The 17462-nt window shown below is 62.3% G+C and carries 15 protein-coding genes and 2 pseudogenes; 3 read left to right on the top strand and 14 right to left on the bottom strand.

Annotation, left to right across the window (positions count from 1 at the left end):
• Positions 1–50: 50 nt before the first annotated feature.
• Positions 51–1013 (top strand): amino acid ABC transporter permease, encoded by a 963-nt coding sequence (locus ACF8FB_RS06405; RefSeq protein ID WP_010955582.1) that lies wholly within the window; start codon positions 51–53, stop codon positions 1011–1013.
• Complete coding sequence (locus ACF8FB_RS06400; protein ID WP_010955581.1) at positions 1006–1740, top strand: amino acid ABC transporter ATP-binding protein; 735 nt, start codon at positions 1006–1008, stop codon at positions 1738–1740. Before ACF8FB_RS06405 ends, ACF8FB_RS06400 begins: the two co-directional genes overlap by 8 nt.
• A gap of 108 nt (positions 1741–1848) precedes the next feature.
• Here the strand turns inward: ACF8FB_RS06400 and ACF8FB_RS06395 are convergent, their stop codons facing one another.
• The 13 genes and pseudogenes from ACF8FB_RS06395 to ubiE all read right to left on the bottom strand — a co-directional run bounded on the left by ACF8FB_RS06395 (position 1849) and on the right by ubiE (position 12115).
• A complete protein-coding gene (locus tag ACF8FB_RS06395; protein ID WP_392509470.1) occupies positions 1849–2553 on the bottom strand; it encodes a methyl-accepting chemotaxis protein in 705 nt (234 codons plus the stop codon).
• Positions 2554–2751: 198 nt separating this feature from the next.
• Positions 2752–3792: pseudogene (locus ACF8FB_RS06390) on the bottom strand (methyl-accepting chemotaxis protein); the annotation flags it as partial.
• Between the two features lie 257 nt (positions 3793–4049).
• Complete coding sequence (locus ACF8FB_RS06385) at positions 4050–4763, bottom strand: methyl-accepting chemotaxis protein (protein WP_371928153.1); 714 nt, start codon at positions 4761–4763, stop codon at positions 4050–4052.
• A gap of 141 nt (positions 4764–4904) precedes the next feature.
• Positions 4905–5849 (bottom strand): annotated as a pseudogene (locus ACF8FB_RS06380) (methyl-accepting chemotaxis protein); the annotation flags it as partial.
• Between the two features lie 218 nt (positions 5850–6067).
• Entirely contained in the window at positions 6068–6775 is a 708-nt protein-coding gene (locus ACF8FB_RS06375) for a 16S rRNA (uracil(1498)-N(3))-methyltransferase (protein ID WP_010955578.1), read from the bottom strand.
• Positions 6772–7560, bottom strand: coding sequence for a twin-arginine translocase subunit TatC (tatC, locus tag ACF8FB_RS06370; protein WP_010955577.1), 789 nt, complete (start codon positions 7558–7560; stop codon positions 6772–6774). The genes ACF8FB_RS06375 and tatC overlap by 4 nt, the downstream gene beginning before the upstream one ends.
• Positions 7557–7943 carry a Sec-independent protein translocase protein TatB gene (gene tatB / locus ACF8FB_RS06365; RefSeq protein WP_014754683.1) on the bottom strand — a complete coding sequence of 129 codons (387 nt, stop codon included), beginning with the start codon at positions 7941–7943 and terminating at the stop codon, positions 7557–7559. Before tatB ends, tatC begins: the two co-directional genes overlap by 4 nt.
• Positions 7944–7946: 3 nt before the next feature.
• On the bottom strand, positions 7947–8219 hold the full coding sequence (locus tag ACF8FB_RS06360) for a twin-arginine translocase TatA/TatE family subunit (protein WP_014860359.1): 273 nt from the start codon (positions 8217–8219) through the stop codon (positions 7947–7949).
• An 81-nt stretch (positions 8220–8300) separates the two neighbouring features.
• Positions 8301–8636: a phosphoribosyl-ATP diphosphatase gene (locus ACF8FB_RS06355; RefSeq protein WP_003249283.1), complete on the bottom strand. Its 336-nt coding sequence runs from the start codon at positions 8634–8636 to the stop codon at positions 8301–8303.
• Between the two features lies 1 nt (position 8637).
• A complete protein-coding gene (gene hisI, locus ACF8FB_RS06350) occupies positions 8638–9030 on the bottom strand; it encodes a phosphoribosyl-AMP cyclohydrolase (protein ID WP_003249284.1) in 393 nt (130 codons plus the stop codon).
• A 72-nt stretch (positions 9031–9102) separates the two neighbouring features.
• Positions 9103–10725: a ubiquinone biosynthesis regulatory protein kinase UbiB gene (gene ubiB, locus ACF8FB_RS06345; RefSeq protein WP_392511130.1), complete on the bottom strand. Its 1623-nt coding sequence runs from the start codon at positions 10723–10725 to the stop codon at positions 9103–9105.
• Entirely contained in the window at positions 10722–11345 is a 624-nt protein-coding gene (locus tag ACF8FB_RS06340; RefSeq protein ID WP_350298488.1) for an SCP2 sterol-binding domain-containing protein, read from the bottom strand. The genes ubiB and ACF8FB_RS06340 overlap by 4 nt, the downstream gene beginning before the upstream one ends.
• On the bottom strand, positions 11345–12115 hold the full coding sequence (gene ubiE / locus ACF8FB_RS06335) for a bifunctional demethylmenaquinone methyltransferase/2-methoxy-6-polyprenyl-1,4-benzoquinol methylase UbiE (RefSeq protein WP_004576729.1): 771 nt from the start codon (positions 12113–12115) through the stop codon (positions 11345–11347). The genes ACF8FB_RS06340 and ubiE overlap by 1 nt, the downstream gene beginning before the upstream one ends.
• A 124-nt stretch (positions 12116–12239) precedes the next feature.
• Between ubiE and ACF8FB_RS06330 the strand changes: the two genes are divergently transcribed.
• On the top strand, positions 12240–12515 hold the full coding sequence (locus ACF8FB_RS06330) for a polyhydroxyalkanoic acid system family protein (protein WP_003249289.1): 276 nt from the start codon (positions 12240–12242) through the stop codon (positions 12513–12515).
• Positions 12516–12533: 18 nt separating this feature from the next.
• Here ACF8FB_RS06330 and ACF8FB_RS06325 read toward each other — a convergent pair whose 3' ends face one another.
• Positions 12534–17027, bottom strand: a complete 4494-nt coding sequence (locus ACF8FB_RS06325; RefSeq protein WP_232014111.1) for a DUF6543 domain-containing protein — start codon at positions 17025–17027, stop codon at positions 12534–12536.
• Positions 17028–17462: the final 435 nt, after the last annotated feature.

Raw genomic sequence — 17462 nt, 5'->3', positions numbered from 1 at the left:
CCCGACGCGCAGGCAAACCCTGCGCGTTTGCATTTACGGAAGTACCCCACGTGATCAAACACAAGAAAGCCCAGTGGCCTTGGCATGGGTTGACTGCCCTGGTCCTGGTAGGCCTGGCGCTCAGCCTTTACATGGCCACCTCGATGATTTCCTACGAGTGGCGCTGGAACCGCGTACCGCAGTACTTCGCCTACAAGGCCGAGGAAACACAACGCGCTGCCGGCTACGGCACTGTGCAGGAAATCGTCATTTCCGGTGACAACGCCCGCGTCACGCTGAAGGACGAAAGTGGTGCCGAGCAAGTGCTCGATGTGGACAAGGACAGCCTGCAACTGAGCCGCGGCGACGATGTTGCCGAAGGCGACCAGATCGGGGTAACCCGCCATTGGGCCGCGGGCCCGCTGGCATGGGGCCTGTGGACCACCTTGTGGATCTCGGTGGTGTCCGGGGCGCTGGGCCTGGTGATCGGCCTGTTCGCCGGATTGTGCCGGTTGTCGAACAACCCGACCCTGCGCGACCTGTCGACCGTGTATGTCGAGCTGGTGCGCGGCACGCCGCTGCTGGTGCAAATCTTCATCTTCTACTTCTTCATCGGCACCGTGCTCAACCTGTCCCGCGAGTTTGCCGGGGTAGCGGCGCTGGCATTGTTCACCGGTGCTTACGTGGCCGAGATCGTCCGTGCAGGCGTGCAGTCGATCGCCAAAGGTCAGAACGAGGCTGCCCGGTCGCTGGGCCTGAACGCTGGCCAGTCGATGCGCCATGTGATCTTGCCGCAGGCCTTCAAGCGCGTGCTTCCGCCCCTGGCCGGCCAGTTCATCAGCCTGGTCAAGGACACCTCGCTGGTGTCGGTGATCGCCATCACCGAACTGACCAAGAGTGGCCGTGAGGCTATCACCACCTCGTTCTCTACTTTCGAGATCTGGTTCTGCGTGGCAGGCCTGTACCTGCTGATCAACCTGCCGCTGTCGCACATCGCCAGCCGGCTCGAGCGGAGGCTTGCGCAAAGTGATTGAAGTCCGTGACCTGCTGAAAGTCTTCGACACCCGTGGCCAGGTGGTAAGGGCTGTGGATAACGTCACCACTCAGGTCGCCAAGGGCGAAGTGGTGGTCGTGCTCGGCCCGTCGGGGTCGGGCAAGTCGACATTCCTGCGCTGCCTCAACGGCCTGGAGCATTTCGACCAAGGCCATGTGGCCATCGACGGCCTGCAACTGGCCGACCCCAAGACCGACATCAATGCCTACCGCCGCGAAGTCGGCATGGTGTTCCAGCACTTCAACCTGTTTCCGCACATGACTGTGCTGGAAAACCTGTGCCTGGCGCAGAAGGTGGTGCGCAAGCGCAACAAGGCTGACCGCGAAGCCAAGGCCCGGGCGTTGCTGGAGAAGGTGGGTATTTCGCAGAAGGCCAACGAGTACCCGTCGCGCTTGTCTGGCGGCCAGCAACAGCGGGTGGCGATTGCCCGGGCCCTGGCGATGGACCCGAAAGTGATGCTGTTCGACGAGCCGACCTCGGCGCTCGACCCGGAAATGGTCGGTGAGGTGCTGGACGTGATGAAGACCCTGGCCCAGGAAGGCATGACCATGGTCTGTGTCACCCATGAAATGGGCTTTGCGCGAGAAGTGGCCGACCGGGTGCTGTTCTTTGACCATGGCAAGTTGTTGGAAGACTCGGCTCCCGCCGCGTTCTTCGCCGCGCCGAAGGACCCGCGTGCGCAGGCTTTCCTGCGCCAGGTGCTGTAACCGCACCGGCCTCTTCGCGGGCAAGCCCGCTCCCACAGGTCAGCGCTGCTCCGAAACCTGCGTTGTAACTGTGGGAGCGGGCTTGCCCGCGAAGAGGGCGACTCGGTTTCAGATGTTGAACCGCCTCACCATCCCCCGCAACTGCTGCCCCAGCTGCTCCAGCTCCCCACTCGAAGCGGCTGTCTGCTCACTGGCTGCACTGGTCTGATCCGAAACATCCCGCACATTGATCACACTTCGGTTGATCTGCTCGGCCACCACGCTCTGTTCCTCACTGGCGGTGGCGATCTGCTGGTTCATGCCCTGAATGCTCGATACCGTGTCGGTGATCTGGCTCAATGCGTGCCCGGCCCTGCGGCTCAGCTCCACGCTTTGTTCGGTCAGGCTCTTGCTGCTGTCCAGCAAGCGGGTCACTTCGTCGGTACCGTTGTGCAGGCTGTCGATCAGTTGGCCGATCTCCTCGGTCGCCGTCGACGTGCGCTGGGCCAGGCCACGCACCTCATCGGCCACCACGGCAAAGCCGCGCCCGGCTTCACCGGCCCGTGCGGCTTCGATCGCTGCGTTCAGCGCCAGCAGGTTGGTCTGTTCAGACACCGACTTGATCACATCGAGGATGCTGCCAATCCGCTGGCTCTCGCCTGCCAGGTGCTGCATGGCCGCCAGGCAATGGTCCATCTGCCCGGCCAGTTGTTCGATACGGCCGATGGCTTCGGAGACTACCTGGTCACCCACCTGCGCCTGCTGGTCAGCGTTGGTCGCGGCCAGGGAGGCTTGCTCGGCGTTCTGTGCCACTTCCTGTACGGTGGCGCTCATCTGGTTCATGGCAGTCGCCACCTGGTCGGTTTCCTCGCGCTGCTGATTGATGCGCAGCTTGGTGTCTTCGCTACTGGCCGCCAACTGCGTGGCGGCCTGTGACAGCTGGCCGACACCCTGATCAATGCCGCCGATCAGGTCGCGCAGGCTCAAGGTCATCTCGCGCATGCTGGTTTGCAGCTGGCCCATTTCGTCGCGACGTTGCACGGTGTCGACCTGGCTCAGGTCCCCTTTGGCGATGCGGGCGGCCACAGCCAGCGTCTGGCGCAACGGCTGGGTGATCTGCAAGGTGATCAGCCACGCGGCCAGCGCCCCTACCACCATTGCCAGCAGCGCCACACTGGTCAGCAGCGACCGGGCGGCCAGGGCCTCACTGTCGCGTTGTTCGACCTTGCGTTTGCCCAGTTCGAGGCTCACCGTTCGCAGCTCATTGCCCATGTTTTCCATGTTGTTCTGCAACTGCTCGACACGTACGGCGGCGCGGCGATACTGATCCAGGCTGGTACGGTACTTGCTCAGCTCGACACCCGGTTGCTCACTGATGGCGCGTGGCAAGCCCAACGGCGCAAGGCCTTCAAGCAGTTGCGCAAGGCTACTGTCGGCGGCGTTCAGGGCGTTATCACCGACTTTGGCAAAATCCTCGACCGGGACGAAGGTGTAGGCTGGAACCAGGCTTTGCTGGTTGGCACCTTCGACATGCCGGCTAAGGGTGTCCATCAGGCCCAGCACACCACTTTGCTGACTGTCGTCAGGCATTTTCAGCAAGGCCTGGGTCTGCAGTTGGTCAATCGCCTCGCTGAGTGCATGCTCCTGTGACTGCAGGGCTTCACGCAGGGCTACACGGCTGGCGACGCTGCGCTGCAGTTCGCTGAAGTTGTCGCGCAGACGCTGTAACAATGCCATTTTTTCTGTCAGCAACTGCCGTGACTCATCGACATTGCTGCGTTGCTGCAGGGTGGTCAGCATGCTGTTGAGCTGGTCGAGGATGTTGCTGATGCGTGCTTTGCTGGCATCGTCGTTGAGCACGCGGTAGGTGATGCGTTCCGCGCGCAGGTCTTTTGTCAGGTCGTTGATCAGGCCTATTTCGCTGAGTTGCTGTGAGCGCACGATGGCACCATCCAGGGCACGCCAGCCGCTGATGGTGGTGGCCAGGGTGAGCAGCAGGACCACGGCAAAGCCGAGGGCCAGCTTGGCGGCGACACTGATGTTGCCGAGCTTGCGGTTGAGGGAGCCAAGCATGGGGAATCTCCGAGCGAGTGAGAGAAAGGATGCAGGCGCATGGCTGGCATCACATCTCTGCCCATCGGCAGCGGAGCTGTAGGACTTGACCTGATAATCAAGTAGGAAAATTCGCCGCGAACAGTAGGATATATTTCGTCCTGTGCCGGTCTCTTCGCGGCGGCAATGGTGAACGGCGGGTGGAGATTGGCCAGCCGGCTTGGCCCATTAGCGGGTTTACCCGCGAAGAGGCCCGACCGGGCGACCGCTAGTTCAGATCACAGCCTGAACCGCCCAACCAACCCTTGCAAATGGGTACCCAACCGCGCCAGTTCCACGCTGGAGCTGGCCGTCTCCTCACTGGCCGCCGAGGTCTGGTCGGAAATATCACGCACATTCATCACGCTGCGGTTGATTTCTTCGGCCACCGCCGTCTGCTCCTCGGCCGCCGTGGCAATCTGCTGGTTCATCGCCTGGATCGACGACACCGTGCGGGTGATGGTTTCCAGCGAGCTGCCGGCGCGGCGGGTCAGCTCTACGCTGCTGTCGGTCAGTTGGCGGCTGTTGTCCATCACGCTGGCCACCCGTTGGGTGCCGCTTTGCAGGCCGGCAATCAACTCTTCGATCTCTTCGGTCGACTGCTGTGTGCGCTGGGCCAAGCTGCGCACTTCGTCGGCAACCACGGCAAAGCCACGCCCGGCCTCACCGGCGCGGGCGGCTTCGATTGCCGCGTTGAGGGCCAGAAGGTTGGTTTGCTGGGCCACCGATTTGATTACGTCGAGTACGCTGCCGATCTTGTCGCTTTCGGTCTTGAGCAGGTTCATCGCTTCGCTGGAGTTGACCACTTCGCTGGCCAGGCGCTCGATCTGTGCCACTGCCTCGCCCACCACGCGATCACCCTCGCGGGCCTGCTGGTCGGCCATCAAGGCGGCTTCCGAAGCCTGTTCGGCATTGCGTGCCACTTCGTGCACGGTGGCAGTCATCTGGTTCATCGCAGTCGCCACCTGGTCGGTTTCGACCTTCTGATTGTTGACCCCGGCGCTGGTCTGTTCTGTCACCGCCGACAGCTCCTCGGCAGCGCTGGCGATCTGCGTCACGCCATCGCCAATGCCGCCGATCAGTTCACGCAAACCTTGGGTCATGCGATGCATGCTGGCCTGCAATTGGCCCAGTTCGTCGCGGCGTTGTACCTGCAGGCTCTGGGTCAGGTCTCCACTGGCCACACGCTCTGCGGCGCGCAGTGTTTGGCGCAGCGGAATGATGATCTGCCGGGTAATGGCCCAGGCGGCCAGCAGGCCAAGGGCCAGTGCCAGCACGGTGGCAACCGTGAGCAGTGTTTTGGCCTGCGCGGCAGCGGCATCGCGCACCTCGGTTTGCGAAGCGGTCATCATCTGGCTGGCCTGCAGCAGTACCGTGCCTTGTTCAACCATGCGTTGCAGCGCTTGCTCGCTGGCGAGCTGGGCATTGCCGAACTGGGTGACCGCATCGCGGTAGCCGCCCATGGCTGTGGCGGCATCATCCAGGCTGGCAGCATGTTCGGCTGGCACTTTGGCCGGCAGTGCACGCAGCTCGGCCAAGGCCTGGTCGATGGCCTTCAGTGCCGTTTGCTGGTAATCGGCATTGCCGCTGTAGGTGTAGCCACGCACCTGGAAACGCGCTTGTTGCAGCAGGGCGCTGACGTCCACCGCGTGCTGGTACTGGTTGATGTTTGCGCCTTGCAGCAGGCTACGCTGTACGCGGCCTATCAAATCCACGGCCTTATCGGCGCTGCTACCCAGTACATCACGGCTGGCTTCGCGGCGTTGGTCGGCCTGCTTCAGCTCGTTGAATGCCTGCTGGTAGATGCGCACTGCCTCGCGTTGCTGTTCGAGGCGTTGGTGATCGGCGGGTTGTTCGATCTGGCCAAGCATCAGCTGCACCTGGCGGTCGAGGTTGCTCAGGGCTTTTTCCAGTTCTGCCAGCGAAGCGTCGTCGCGGCGGCGATCGTACTGCTGGCGGGCGATGCGCAATTCCTGGGTGTATTGCTGGATGACCGAGATGTTTCCCAGTTTGTCGCCACGGTCGATGATGCTGTCCATGCCGTGCCAGCCGGTCAGGGTAATCGCCAAGGTCAACAGAAGCACCAGGCCGAAACCCAGCCCCAGTTTGCGATTGACGCTCACATTGCCCAGCGATTGGGCTAACCATTGATACATGTTCGACTCCCCGGCGGCTTGGCAGCATAAATAATTGTATTGTTGCCAAGGCCATCGGCCCGGGAGGGGGAAACTTGATGGGCGAAGAAGGGGTGTTTGTGTCAGAAAATACGCGAAAGCAGCGCGGTGACGGCGGTCTCCACCCGCAAGATGCGATCACCCAGCTGTACCGGCGCCAGGCCTGCCTTGCCCAGCAGGTCGACCTCGTAGGGGATCCAGCCACCCTCAGGGCCGATGGCCAGGGTAACGGCTTGTTCTACGGCGCGCGGACAGGCTGGGTAAGGGCCGGGGTGGCCGACCAGGCCCAGGGTGCCAGCGGCGATGGTGGGCAGGCGGTCTTCGACAAAAGGCTTGAAGCGCTTTTCGATGATCACCTCGGGCAGCACGGTGTCACGCGCCTGTTCCAGGCCCAGGATCAGGTTCTCGCGAATGGTGTCGGGCTGCAGAAAGGGCGTTTGCCAGAAGCTTTTCTCGACCTTGTAGCTGTTCAGCAGGATCAGCCGCGGCACGCCCAGCGTGGCTACGGTCTGGAACAGCCGTCGCAGCATTTTGGGGCGAGGCACCGCCAGCACCAGGGTCAGCGGCAGCTTGGCCGGTGGCTGCTGGTCGAAGGCCACTTCAAGTTCGGCTTCGTGCTTTTCCAGGCGCAGCACCGTGGCCCTGCCCATCAGGCCGTTGATACGGCCCACGCGCAGGTTGTCGCCCACTGCCACGCGGTGGATTTCCTGCATATGGGTGAAGCGCCGATCAGCAAGAACGACGCGGTTGGCCGAGACGAAGTCGGCCTCTTCAAGAAGCAACAGGTTCACGGTTGGGTCGCTGGTGGCTGGTCGTTATGGTCGTCGGCGGTTTCGTCGTGGGCGCTGCGCTTGCGGATCAGGCTGCCGCACAGCACGCCGATCTCGAACAGCAGCCACATGGGCACGGCCAGCAGGGTCTGGGAGAAGATGTCCGGTGGGGTGAGGACCATGCCGACCACGAAGCAGCCGATGATCACATACGGGCGGACTTTCTTCAGGTACTTCACGTCGACCACGCCGATCCACACCAGCAGCACCACCGCCACTGGGATTTCGAAGGCCACGCCAAAGGCGAAGAACAGCGTCATCACGAAGTCGAGGTAGCTTGCGATGTCGGTCATCATCGAAACGCCTTCTGGTGTAGCGCTGGCGAAGAAACCGAAGATCAGCGGGAATACCAGGAAATAGGCGAATGCCATACCGGCATAGAACAGGAAGATGCTCGACACCAACAGTGGAATGGCGATGCGCTTTTCATGGCGGTACAGCCCTGGCGCGATAAACCCCCAGATCTGCTGAAGGATGAACGGGATGGCCAGGAACAGCGAGACGATCATGGTCAGCTTGAACGGCGTGAGGAACGGCGAGGCCACATCGGTGGCGATCATCGTTGCATTGGCCGGCAAGTGCTCGCGCAGTGGCGCGGAAACCAGTGTGTAGATCTGCTGGGCGAAGGAGAACAGCCCGGCAAAGATCAGGAAAATGACGGCAACACAGCGCAGCAGGCGGGTGCGCAGTTCGGTCAGGTGCGAAACCAGCGGCATCGGCTGGTCGTGTTCCGGATTCTCGCTCATGGGGCTCGCGGCGGTTGAGGCGGTTGAGGCGGTTCAGACGGTGCGGCCGGGGCAGCAGGTGCTTCGACCGGCCTGGCTTCGAGCCCGGCAGGTGGCTGCACGCTGGCCGTGGTGACCGGCGGCTTCGCGGGTGGCGTCATTGGGTTGAGGATGCGCTTGGCTTCCTCTTCCATCTGCAGGATGTGCTCGTTATGCAGCTGGCGGCGGATGTCGTCGGCGCCAATTTCGCGCTCCACTTCCATCTTGATGCTGTTGAAGCTGCGCTTGAGCCGGCCGATCCACAGGCCTGCCGTGCGCGCGGCACCCGGCAGGCGCTCGGGACCGAGCACCAGCAGGGCGACCAGGCCGACGAGCAGGAGCTCGCTGAAACTGATGCCGAACATGGGTCAGTCTTTCCGCTGCGGCTCTTGGACCGGGTGGGCCTGGCCTTCGATGGTGTGGCCTTGCTGCGGCTGCGCGGTGTTTTGCACCGGTGGCACAGGCTGGGCAGGCGGCGGAGTCTGCTCGGTCGGCTTGGTCTCTTCTTCGTTCATGGCCTTGCGGAAGCCCTTGATCGACTCGCCCAGGTCGCTGCCGAAGTTCTTCAGCTTCTTGGTGCCGAACACCAGGACCACGACGACCAGCAGGACGATCCAGTGTTTCCAGTCAAAGATACCCATTTCGTACTCCTGAAAATTGTGTGTACAGCATATCGATGCGGCAACCCGGCGCCTGTGGGAGCGGGCGTCCCCGATAAAACATCAGGCAGATGGCTGGCGTGCGGCCTTTTCATCATGCCCGGAAAGCCCGAAGCGGCGTTCCAGTTCATCCAGCACGGCTTGCGGATGCTGGCCCAGCGCGCTGAGCATCACCAGGCTATGAAACCACAGGTCGGCGGTTTCGTAGATGACATCGCTGTAATCCTTGCTGATCTGGGCATCCTTGGCCGCAATGATCGTTTCGACCGACTCTTCGCCGAGCTTTTCAAGGATCTTGTTCAGGCCCTTGTGGTACAGGCTGGCCACGTAAGAGCTGTCAGGCGCCGCTTGCTTGCGTTCTTCAAGCACTTCGGCCAGGCGGTTGAGGGTGTCGCTCATGTCAGTGTCCTGCGCTGTAGATGGCATCCGGGTCCTTCAGGACCGGGTCGACGATTTTCCACTGGCCGTCTTCATAGACGCGGTAGAAGCAGCTTTCACGACCGGTATGGCAGGCGATATGGCCCAGTTGCTCGACCATCAGGATGATCACGTCGGCGTCACAGTCCAGGCGCAACTCATGCAGTTTTTGCACATGCCCGGACTCCTCGCCTTTACGCCACAGCTTGCCACGCGAACGCGACCAGTAGATGGCACGCTGCTCGGCGGCGGTCAGGGCCAGCGATTCACGGTTCATCCAGGCCATCATCAGCACGCGTCCGGTCTTGTGGTCCTGGGCGATCGCCGGTACCAGGCCATCGCTGTTCCACTTGATCTCGTCCAGCCAGTCTTTCATCGTCGACTCCAAAGCGGGCCCGCTCCTGTGCCGGGCCCTTTGCGCTAGTGTGCCAGCCACAGGCGCGGCTGGCTATTGGCGCACGATCAGGTAAAGGCCCGCAACCAGCATCAGCCACGCGGGCCAGGCGGCCGGGGCGGCCAGGCTGGCGGTTTCGGCAGCGCCTGCGGCCAAGACTGCGCCACCGCCGAGCAGGCCGGCGCCCAGCAGGCGCAGCGCCCAGCGGTCGCCCTGGCGGCGCCGTTCCGGCAATTGTGGATCGTGCAGGTGAGGCTGCGACAGGCGTTCGAGCAGGTCGCGGGTCATGCCGGCCAGGTGCGGCAGTTGCTCTACCTGGCTGTGCAGGTTGCCGAACACGGCCTTGGGGCTATAGCGGTCGCGCATCCAGCGTTCGAGGTACGGCTTGGCGGTGCTCCACAGGTCCAGGTCGGGGTACAGCTGACGGCCCAGGCCTTCGATGTTGAGCAGGGTTTTCTGCAGCAATACCAGCTGTGGCTGCACTTCCATGTTGAAGCGTCGTGCAGTCTGGAACAGGCGCATCAGCACCTGCCCGAAGGAAATATCTTTTAACGGTTTCTCGAAGATCGGCTCGCACACGGTGCGAATCGCTGCTTCGAACTCGTTGACCTTGGTGTTTGCCGGCACCCAGCCCGAGTCGATGTGCAACTGGGCGACGCGGCGGTAGTCACGCTTGAAGAACGCAAACAGGTTGCGCGCCAGGTAGTCCTGGTCCTCGGCGGTGAGGCTGCCGACGATGCCGCAGTCGATGGCAATGTACTGCGGGCTCCACGGTTTGACCGTGCTGACGAAGATGTTGCCGGGGTGCATGTCGGCATGGAAGAAGCTGTCGCGGAACACCTGGGTGAAGAACACTTCCACGCCGCGCTCGGCCAGCAGCTTCATGTCGGTGCGCTGGTCGGCCAAGGTGGCCATGTCGGTCACCGGTACGCCGTAGATGCGCTCCATCACCAGCACCTTGGGGCGGCACAGGTCCCAGTACACCTGGGGCACGTACATCAGCTCGGAGTCTTCGAAGTTGCGCCGCAGCTGGCTGGCGTTGGCAGCCTCGCGCAGCAGGTCGAGCTCGTCGTAGATGGTTTTTTCGTAGTCGCCGACGATTTCCACCGGGTGCAGCCGACGGGCATCCGCCGAGGCGCGTTCGGCGGCCTTGGCGATCAGGAACAGCCAGGCCAGGTCCTGGGCGATGACCGGCTTCAGGCCCGGGCGCACCACCTTGACCACCACCTCTTCGCCGGTTTTAAGACGTGCGGCGTGCACCTGGGCCACCGAGGCCGAGGCCAGAGGCTCGACGTCGAAGCGGCTGAACACCTCGCCGACCTTCGCACCGAGCTGTTCCTCGATCAAGGCCACGGCTTGTGTCGGGTCGAACGGTGGCACACGGTCCTGCAACAGCATCAGCTCGTCGGCGATGTCGGGGGGCAGGAGATCGCGGCGGGTGGACAGCAGCTGGCCGAACTTGATGAAGATCGGCCCCAGGTCTTGCAGTGCCAGGCGCAGGCGCGCGCCACGGCTGAGTTCGGTGGGCTTGCGTGGCAGCCAGCGCCACGGCATCAACAGGCGCAGGCTGGCCAGCCACCAGGGCAGCAAGGGCTGGTCGAACAGCAGGTCATCGAGGCGGTAGCGGATCACCACACGCTGGATGCGAAAAAGACGTCGGACGGCGAGCAGCTTCATGCGTTATCGCTGGTATCAAGGGATCGGGAGAGGCGCCTGAGGCGCGCTTCTAGGCGTTCTGTATCAAGCTTCAAGGCATCGAGCTCGCTGAAGGCGGCTTCGGCCTCGCGCTTGCCGACCAGGGTACGGGATTCTTCGGCCAGATATTCGGACAGGTTCTGGCTGAAACGTGCCAGGCCTTGGCGAGTCCAGCGAGCGCGCAGGCGGATATGGCCGGCCAGCATTGCCGTGGCGACCGGGCCAAGCCAGCGTTGCAGCTCGTGCTCCCAGTCCAGCTCCAGGTCCTGCAGCACACCGAACAGGTCGAGCAGTACGGCGCTGTCGCCGTGCAGCTCGACCTGCGGGCTGTGCAGCACAGCGGTCTTGTCCTTGACCAAGGCCAGTTGCGCCAGGCTACCGGCGGGGGCGCGCAGGCGGCAGTCGACCTCGCCCTGCCAATGGGCGGCGAGCATCAGGCCCTCTTCATCGGGCAGGATGAACACCTGCAGGGCCGGTTGGCGGCAGTCGATCTCGATGACCTTGCCTTCCAGCGCGGCCAGCCGCGGCAGGGCCGTGCTGTCCAGGCGCAGGACGCGGTTCAGGCCATGTTCGACGCTGGCGAGCAGCCCGGCCAGCAACATCAGGGCTTGATCCCCCGGTGCACGGCAACGATGCCGCTGGTCATGTTGTGGTAGGTGACGCGGTCGAAGCCGGCCTCGACCATCATGCTCTTCAGGGTTTCCTGGTCCGGGTGCATGCGGATCGACTCGGCGAGGTAACGGTAGCTCTCGGCGTCATTGGTGATCAGCTTGCCAGCCAGCGGCATGAAGGCGAACGAGTAGGCGTCGTAGGCCTTGGACATCAGCTTGTTGGTCGGCTTGGAGAACTCCAGGATCAACAGGCGGCCACCGGGCTTGAGCACGCGCAGCATCGAACGGATGGCGGCGTCCTTGTGGGTGACGTTGCGCAGGCCGAAAGCGATGGTCACGCAGTCGAAGTGGTTGTCCGGAAACGGCAGCTTTTCAGCGTCGGCCTGGACGAACTCGATGTTGCCGGCCACGCCACGGTCAAGCAGGCGGTCACGGCCAACCTTGAGCATCGAATCGTTGATGTCGGCCAGCACCACCTGCCCGGTCGGCCCGACAAGACGCGAGAACTTGGCCGCCAGGTCACCGGTACCGCCGGCGATGTCCAGCACGCGGTTGCCGCTGCGCACGCCCGACAGCTCGATGGTAAAGCGCTTCCACAGGCGGTGCATGCCGCCGGAAAGCACGTCGTTCATCAGGTCGTACTTGGCTGCTACCGAGTGGAACACTTCGGCGACTTTCTTCGCTTTCTGGCTTTCAGGCACGTCCTGGTAGCCGAAATGGGTGGTGGGTTCGGCGTGGTCGCCTTTGCGCTGGTCGTTCATATCGCTTCACCGGAAAAAATTACCGCCATTCTAGGGCGAACGGGCGGATTTGTCTTGGCGGGGTGTGCCAGTCGGCAGGGGCGGGCATAATGCTCATTATGTCTACATCTTCAGGAACGCCCGCATGACCCAGATCAGCGTCGAACGCAAACACTCCCTCGGCCGTGATGCCGCCCGCGCCAAGGCCGAAGCGCTGGTCGACAAGCTCAGCCGTGAGTACGACCTCAAGGCCACCTGGAACGGTGACCGGGTGGACGTTGCGCGCAGTGGCGCCAATGGCAGTGTGCACATTGGCGACGACAGCATCCGTGTCGAATTGAAGCTGGGCATGATGCTGTCGATGATGAGCGGCACCATCAAGGGTGAGATCGAGCGGGCGCTGGACAAGGCCCTGGCCTGAGCCAGAGCCGCTCTCAGATTACTGCGGCGCGTCCGCCGGAAAGGGAATGATGCCAATCACCTGCTCCAGGCGCAGATCGCCGCGGTAGATCGCGATGCGCTCGTGTGCGTCTGCGGCCTGCTCGAGCATGGCCTTTCGGCCCCTTACACCTGCATCCCAGAATTTGAGGTGGCCCTTGACGAAGTCATGCCCCCTCGCTTCGAGGCTGGGGTAGTGAAAATGCGCCTCCCACAGTACCCGCTGTGGCGCTTGCACATCGCGAATCTCGTAGACGTCGAGGTAATCATTGGCGTGACGTAGCTGCCGGCGAATCACGGTCTGCCTTATCCGAATCCGCTTCTGCTCAGCCAGGAAGCGAAGGGCCTTGCCGTCGGGATGGCGGGTGTTCAGATACGCGTCGGTGAGCAGCCGAAGCCTCTCTTGATGGATGCGGTCTACCGCAGCCCGAAGGAGGTCGACCAAGCTGGAATCCAGTGGGTTGTTCAGCTCGGTCAGTTGCTGCTGGACTTCGCGCATGTCACCGGCCGGCCATTCCAGAAAGTCGCTCAGGCTGTTGGGCTCATCGGCATAGTGAGCGGCGAAGGCGATTTTTCCATCCACCTCTGCCAGCAGGCGGTTTGCTCGCTGGCGAAGCTGTGCCCGGTCGCGCGGGGCCGGCCGCGCTTGCTCAGGCACGGCATGCCACACCCCGTCGCGTTGCGCGAAACTGCCCGCAGGCTCCTGGTTGAATGCACTGCGCTGGATGGCCCGGTTGCCCATTTGGTCGATTTCCACCAGCAGCGGTCGACCTCGGTCAACGCGGATGACCCGGCGCCTGATCGTTGCGGGGCGATGGTAGGGCGCTGGCGAGGGGGGACTGATGCCGCTGTCGAGGTTGGTCAGGGTCGCGCTCAGTTGCTGCTCCGTGATCTGGGTAATGCTGGACAGTTCGCGTATGTATTCGTCCAGCACGTCAGCGACCAGCGCAGGCGAGTCCAGTGTCCTCATGTATTGGGCGCGATCCAGCACGTTACGGTATTTCTGAAGGATATCCTCAAGCAGTTCGGCTTTGACCTGGGCCGTCTCTTCGGTGGCTGCCAGCCCGTCGTGGCTCCATATTGTGCGGCTGAATTCGATGCCGCTGAGCGGCGCGCGCATCGCAAGCAAATCCTCGGCCGTGTCCGCAGTGAGGCGGGTCTTGTCCACGGCGAGGTAGGCCAGGTCACTGAGCAGCTGGGCCCGAATGACCAGTGTCGAATACGTCCTGCGTTCAATGGTCTTGGCTAGTTTCGTGGCTTTATTGGGAAAATCGATCTTGGGGTCCTGCAGTGTTTCCGCCAGGATCCGATCCAGCCGCTGGCTGACGACAAGCAGGCGGCGGCTGGCCTGGCTGGAATCGCGGACCCGTTCGCGATAATCGAGGTATTGCTGAATCTGCTCGGCAGTCTCTGGAACGCGGGGCAGCCCGATGGACTGTGCACTCAGCGCCTGGTGGTCGACCTGCTCCAGCAAGCGGCGGCACAGCAGCATGTCGTTTTCGATGGCTGCACCGTACCAATTGCCGTATCGGCGTCGGTTCGGGGCTCGGGTGTCGAATTTGCTGAACCTGGGTTCGGCCATCTCCTTGAATACTTCAATGTTTCCATGCAGCAGCGTGCTCTGCCGTTCCAGGTAGAGCGCGGATGCCCGGATTTCCGGCAAATGGCGCAGGCGTTGGGCTTTGAGTGCTTGCCTCTGAACCTGCAATGCTGGCGGCGGTGAAGCGCGCTCATGTGCAGGCAGTGCGTCGATAGCCATGCTGTACTCCAGAGCGAGGTCGTCATAAGCCTGCAGTTGCACTTGGCTGCGTTCCATCAGTGGCGCCATCTGATTAAGCATTTGTTGATTCGCCGTGGCGGTTGCACTCAACGTGTCGAACCGTTGGCGGTTTTCAGCGTTGATGGTGTGCCTGTCCTTTGGCATGCCGCCAAAGAGGCTCACGTTCAAAGTCCATTGTTCATGCCAGCGCGTAAGCCATGGCCCTTTTTGCCGTTCACGACCCACGATGTGGTAACCGTCCGGGTCGCCATTCCATTGCGACACCCATTCGCTGCTGCTCGGCTCGGGCCCGATGATCTGCATGCCGTTCCAGGTCTCGATGACCTCATAGGCGTCATCGCCGAGCTTGACGTAGTACCGGTCGGCGATGCTGTACAGCCCCCGCAGACGGCCCTTAGCCAGTGGCACGTGCCCTTCCAGCGGCTGCGAAGCCTGCAATTGGGCCATTGACTGACGCACCTGGGGCGACAGCTTGCTCAGGCTCTGCTCCTCACGCCAGGCATTTACCCGCATGATCCTGGGCGGCGGCGGCTCGACGGGGGCCTGCCAGGGTTTCTCCTGTGGCTGCTCGAGCGCTGGCGGCGGGGAATCTTCCTTCGGCGCAGGGCCTGAAAAACGGAGCGTAGCGGCCTCTTCGCTGTTGGTGGGTGGCGTTGCAGGGCGGTGGGCAAGGAGCAAGGCCAGGTTGGTGATCAGGTCTATGGCTGCGACGATCTTGTTGTCACCGCTGCGCTTGATCAGCGCCTCCACGTCTTCCTTGGCTGCCGACAGCGCCACCACCAGCCACACCAGCGTGGTCATCGGGCCATGCCAAAGTTGGGTGACGGTATTGAAGATCGCCCACGCAGCCTCCTTCACCAAAGCCCGCACTTCCTGGGCATTGGAGACGCTGTTGCTGGCTGAGGCCAATAACATGGTCTCGATACGCGCGTTGAACAGGTGGGTGTCCAGATCTTCCGTCCACGCCTCGAACGAGACCTGGACCGGGCGTCTGAGGCGTTGCAAAAGGCCGTCCAGTAGCTCGACCGGCACATTGAGCAAGTGCGTCAGCGCTGTAATGTTCGGGTGCAAGTGCGGGTGCTTGAACCCGTCGTTCTGGTAAATCGGGCGTGCGTCATCGTCGAGCCAGGCCAATACGCTCTCTTGCAGTTCGCCCCTGTTGCGGATTGCGTCCATCAGCAATTCGAGGGTCGGAAATTCCTGCAACGCCCTGTCGGCATAGAAGGGGCGGTACAAGACCCAGCTGCCGCTTGCCGGTATTTCGATAATGAACATCCCGTGCGCCACATCGCTTGCCGAAGCGCCAGGTGCGCAAAGAAACGCCAGGGGGGCGATGCGCAGAAGGTCCACGCCATTGGACATGCGCTGGCAGAACCTGAGAATTGCCTGGCTTGCCGTTTCGCCAAGCTGTTGCTCGATCTTGGCTTTCAGGGTGCTGAACCGAAGGGCGTAACGCCATTCCCTGGCATGCTGTCGGATTCGCTCGGCCCTGCGCGGTTGGGTGTTGACTTGGTCCTTCAGGTAGGAGGGGTAGTGACCGCCGATGTCGACCTGATGAATCAGGCCCCTGATCTGGTCGATGCTCAGCCAGTCGGTCACAGGCGAGCCGTCCTCGAAATTCATCCCGCTCATCACCTCGCCAGCCTCCAGCCGCAGGCGTGAAACTGCCAAGTCGGTCAGGGGCACCGTGCGCAAGAACAGTGACTGCCCTTGTGTGCCGGCGCCGATGATGGCTTGGGAAATGCGGATGTGCACATCGTTCGGGTCGTGTACTGCCTTGTCTGGATAGCTGGTCTGCAGGGTCTCACGCAAGCGGCGAGCGGCGTAATCACGGATATCTTCGACATCGCCCAGCGATGTGCAGCCCTTCGACCGACCTTGGTTCGCCGCCAGATCGAGCAGTGCCGTGTGATAGGCGTAGCGGTCCTCAGCGCTGGCATTGAGCAGCCATCGCGGTGGGCTGACAGCGGGCGCAGTTCGTTCCTGCGAAGGCAGGTCGAAGAAGTAAGCTGACGGGTCGCTTACCTGGCGCAGTTGTCGCTCCAGCTCGTCGACGGTTGCCAGGCCACCAAGACGCAGGCGTCCGATGTCGTCAAGGATATCGTTCAGCAGCTGCCTGGCCTGGAAGGCGAAAGGCTGTCCGATCACCGGTCTGTGCGCCCAGGACAACGCCTCGAAGCGATAGCGTTGCGCTAGCTGCCGTTGCAGCGCAGTGGCAAAGCTGGGCAGGTCGACATGGCGACGAACCGAACCGCAGGGCTTGCATTGCAGAACCAGGTTGCGGTTGCCACTTGTGGTGATGAGCAATAGATCCGGTAGGGTAACGGTGTGTGCCCCGCCATCCGTTCCGAGCGTGACTTGTATCGCCTCGACAGCCAGGCTGTCGTGTACCCCGTCGAGCAGGGCGTACATTGCAGCTTTTGCATCATCTGCCAGGCCTTGGCGAGGGAGGTTCTCGAGCAATGCAGCCTTGATGGTGTGCTCCAGCCAGAGCATGCGCGAGACTTGGCTGTCTTCGTCGAGCCCGTTCCAGAAGCCGATCTGGGCTTGCTGGAAGGCGGGTATCAACACGCCAAGCACTGTATCGAAGTCATCGTTGAGCTTCGACAGGTCCGGCATGATTTCGGGTTGGCGGATGTTGTCCGGGCCTTGCTCCTGAATTTGAAACACATGGGGTGGGCTGATGCTCAGCTTGTCTGCGGCGCTTAGTTGCACACGTTCCTTGGCCAGAAAATGCCTGAGAAGCTCGTCCAGCAGCCCGCTCTGACCTGGGAGATCACCTGTGCTGGCCGGTTCATGCAGGATGACGAAAGGATCGAGCGATGTGATGTGAGGGTGGTTGCGGTGCAACCATGGATACCGGTCGCTGAAAACCTGAAATGCTTCTTTTGATAAGACGTCCCTCAGGCTGGGTCGTTTGGAGAAACAGGCTGCCACGCTTTGCTTGAACGTCAGCCTGGGTGGGTTTGCTACAGCAGTCATGGCGTCGATGTCCGTGAGGTGAAGCCTGCGACGCTAGCGCTGTGGTCAACGGGGCTTGCGGTATATAGATGCGACAACGACGACCTTAGGGTGAGGTTTCTAATTTTCTTCCCTACCTTAATGCTCAAGCCCAGCCTCCATGGGCGGTTTTCCACCACTCATGAGCAT

The sequence above is a fragment of the Pseudomonas sp. yb_2 genome, from assembly GCF_043103905.1.
Classification (GTDB): Bacteria; Pseudomonadota; Gammaproteobacteria; order Pseudomonadales; family Pseudomonadaceae; genus Aquipseudomonas; species Aquipseudomonas alloputida.
The sequence above is the reverse complement of the archived record's forward strand: the minus strand, read 5'-3'. Positions and strand labels throughout refer to the sequence as shown.

Bases quoted from the DNA above. Each gene is read 5' to 3' on its own strand.
- ACF8FB_RS06395 (WP_392509470.1), bottom strand. From the start codon at position 2,553: ATGAGCGCCACCGTACAGGAAGTGGCACAGAACGCCGAGCAAGCCTCC.
- ACF8FB_RS06385 (WP_371928153.1), bottom strand. From the start codon at position 4,763: ATGAACCAGATGACTGCCACCGTGCACGAAGTGGCACGCAATGCCGAA.
- tatC (WP_010955577.1), bottom strand. From the start codon at position 7,560: ATGAGCGAGAATCCGGAACACGACCAGCCGATGCCGCTGGTTTCGCAC.
- tatB (WP_014754683.1), bottom strand. From the start codon at position 7,943: ATGTTCGGCATCAGTTTCAGCGAGCTCCTGCTCGTCGGCCTGGTCGCC.
- ACF8FB_RS06360 (WP_014860359.1), bottom strand. From the start codon at position 8,219: ATGGGTATCTTTGACTGGAAACACTGGATCGTCCTGCTGGTCGTCGTG.
- ACF8FB_RS06355 (WP_003249283.1), bottom strand. From the start codon at position 8,636: ATGAGCGACACCCTCAACCGCCTGGCCGAAGTGCTTGAAGAACGCAAG.
- hisI (WP_003249284.1), bottom strand. From the start codon at position 9,030: ATGAAAGACTGGCTGGACGAGATCAAGTGGAACAGCGATGGCCTGGTA.
- ubiB (WP_392511130.1), bottom strand. From the start codon at position 10,725: ATGAAGCTGCTCGCCGTCCGACGTCTTTTTCGCATCCAGCGTGTGGTG.
- ACF8FB_RS06340 (WP_350298488.1), bottom strand. From the start codon at position 11,345: ATGTTGCTGGCCGGGCTGCTCGCCAGCGTCGAACATGGCCTGAACCGC.
- ubiE (WP_004576729.1), bottom strand. From the start codon at position 12,115: ATGAACGACCAGCGCAAAGGCGACCACGCCGAACCCACCACCCATTTC.
- ACF8FB_RS06330 (WP_003249289.1), top strand. From the start codon at position 12,240: ATGACCCAGATCAGCGTCGAACGCAAACACTCCCTCGGCCGTGATGCC.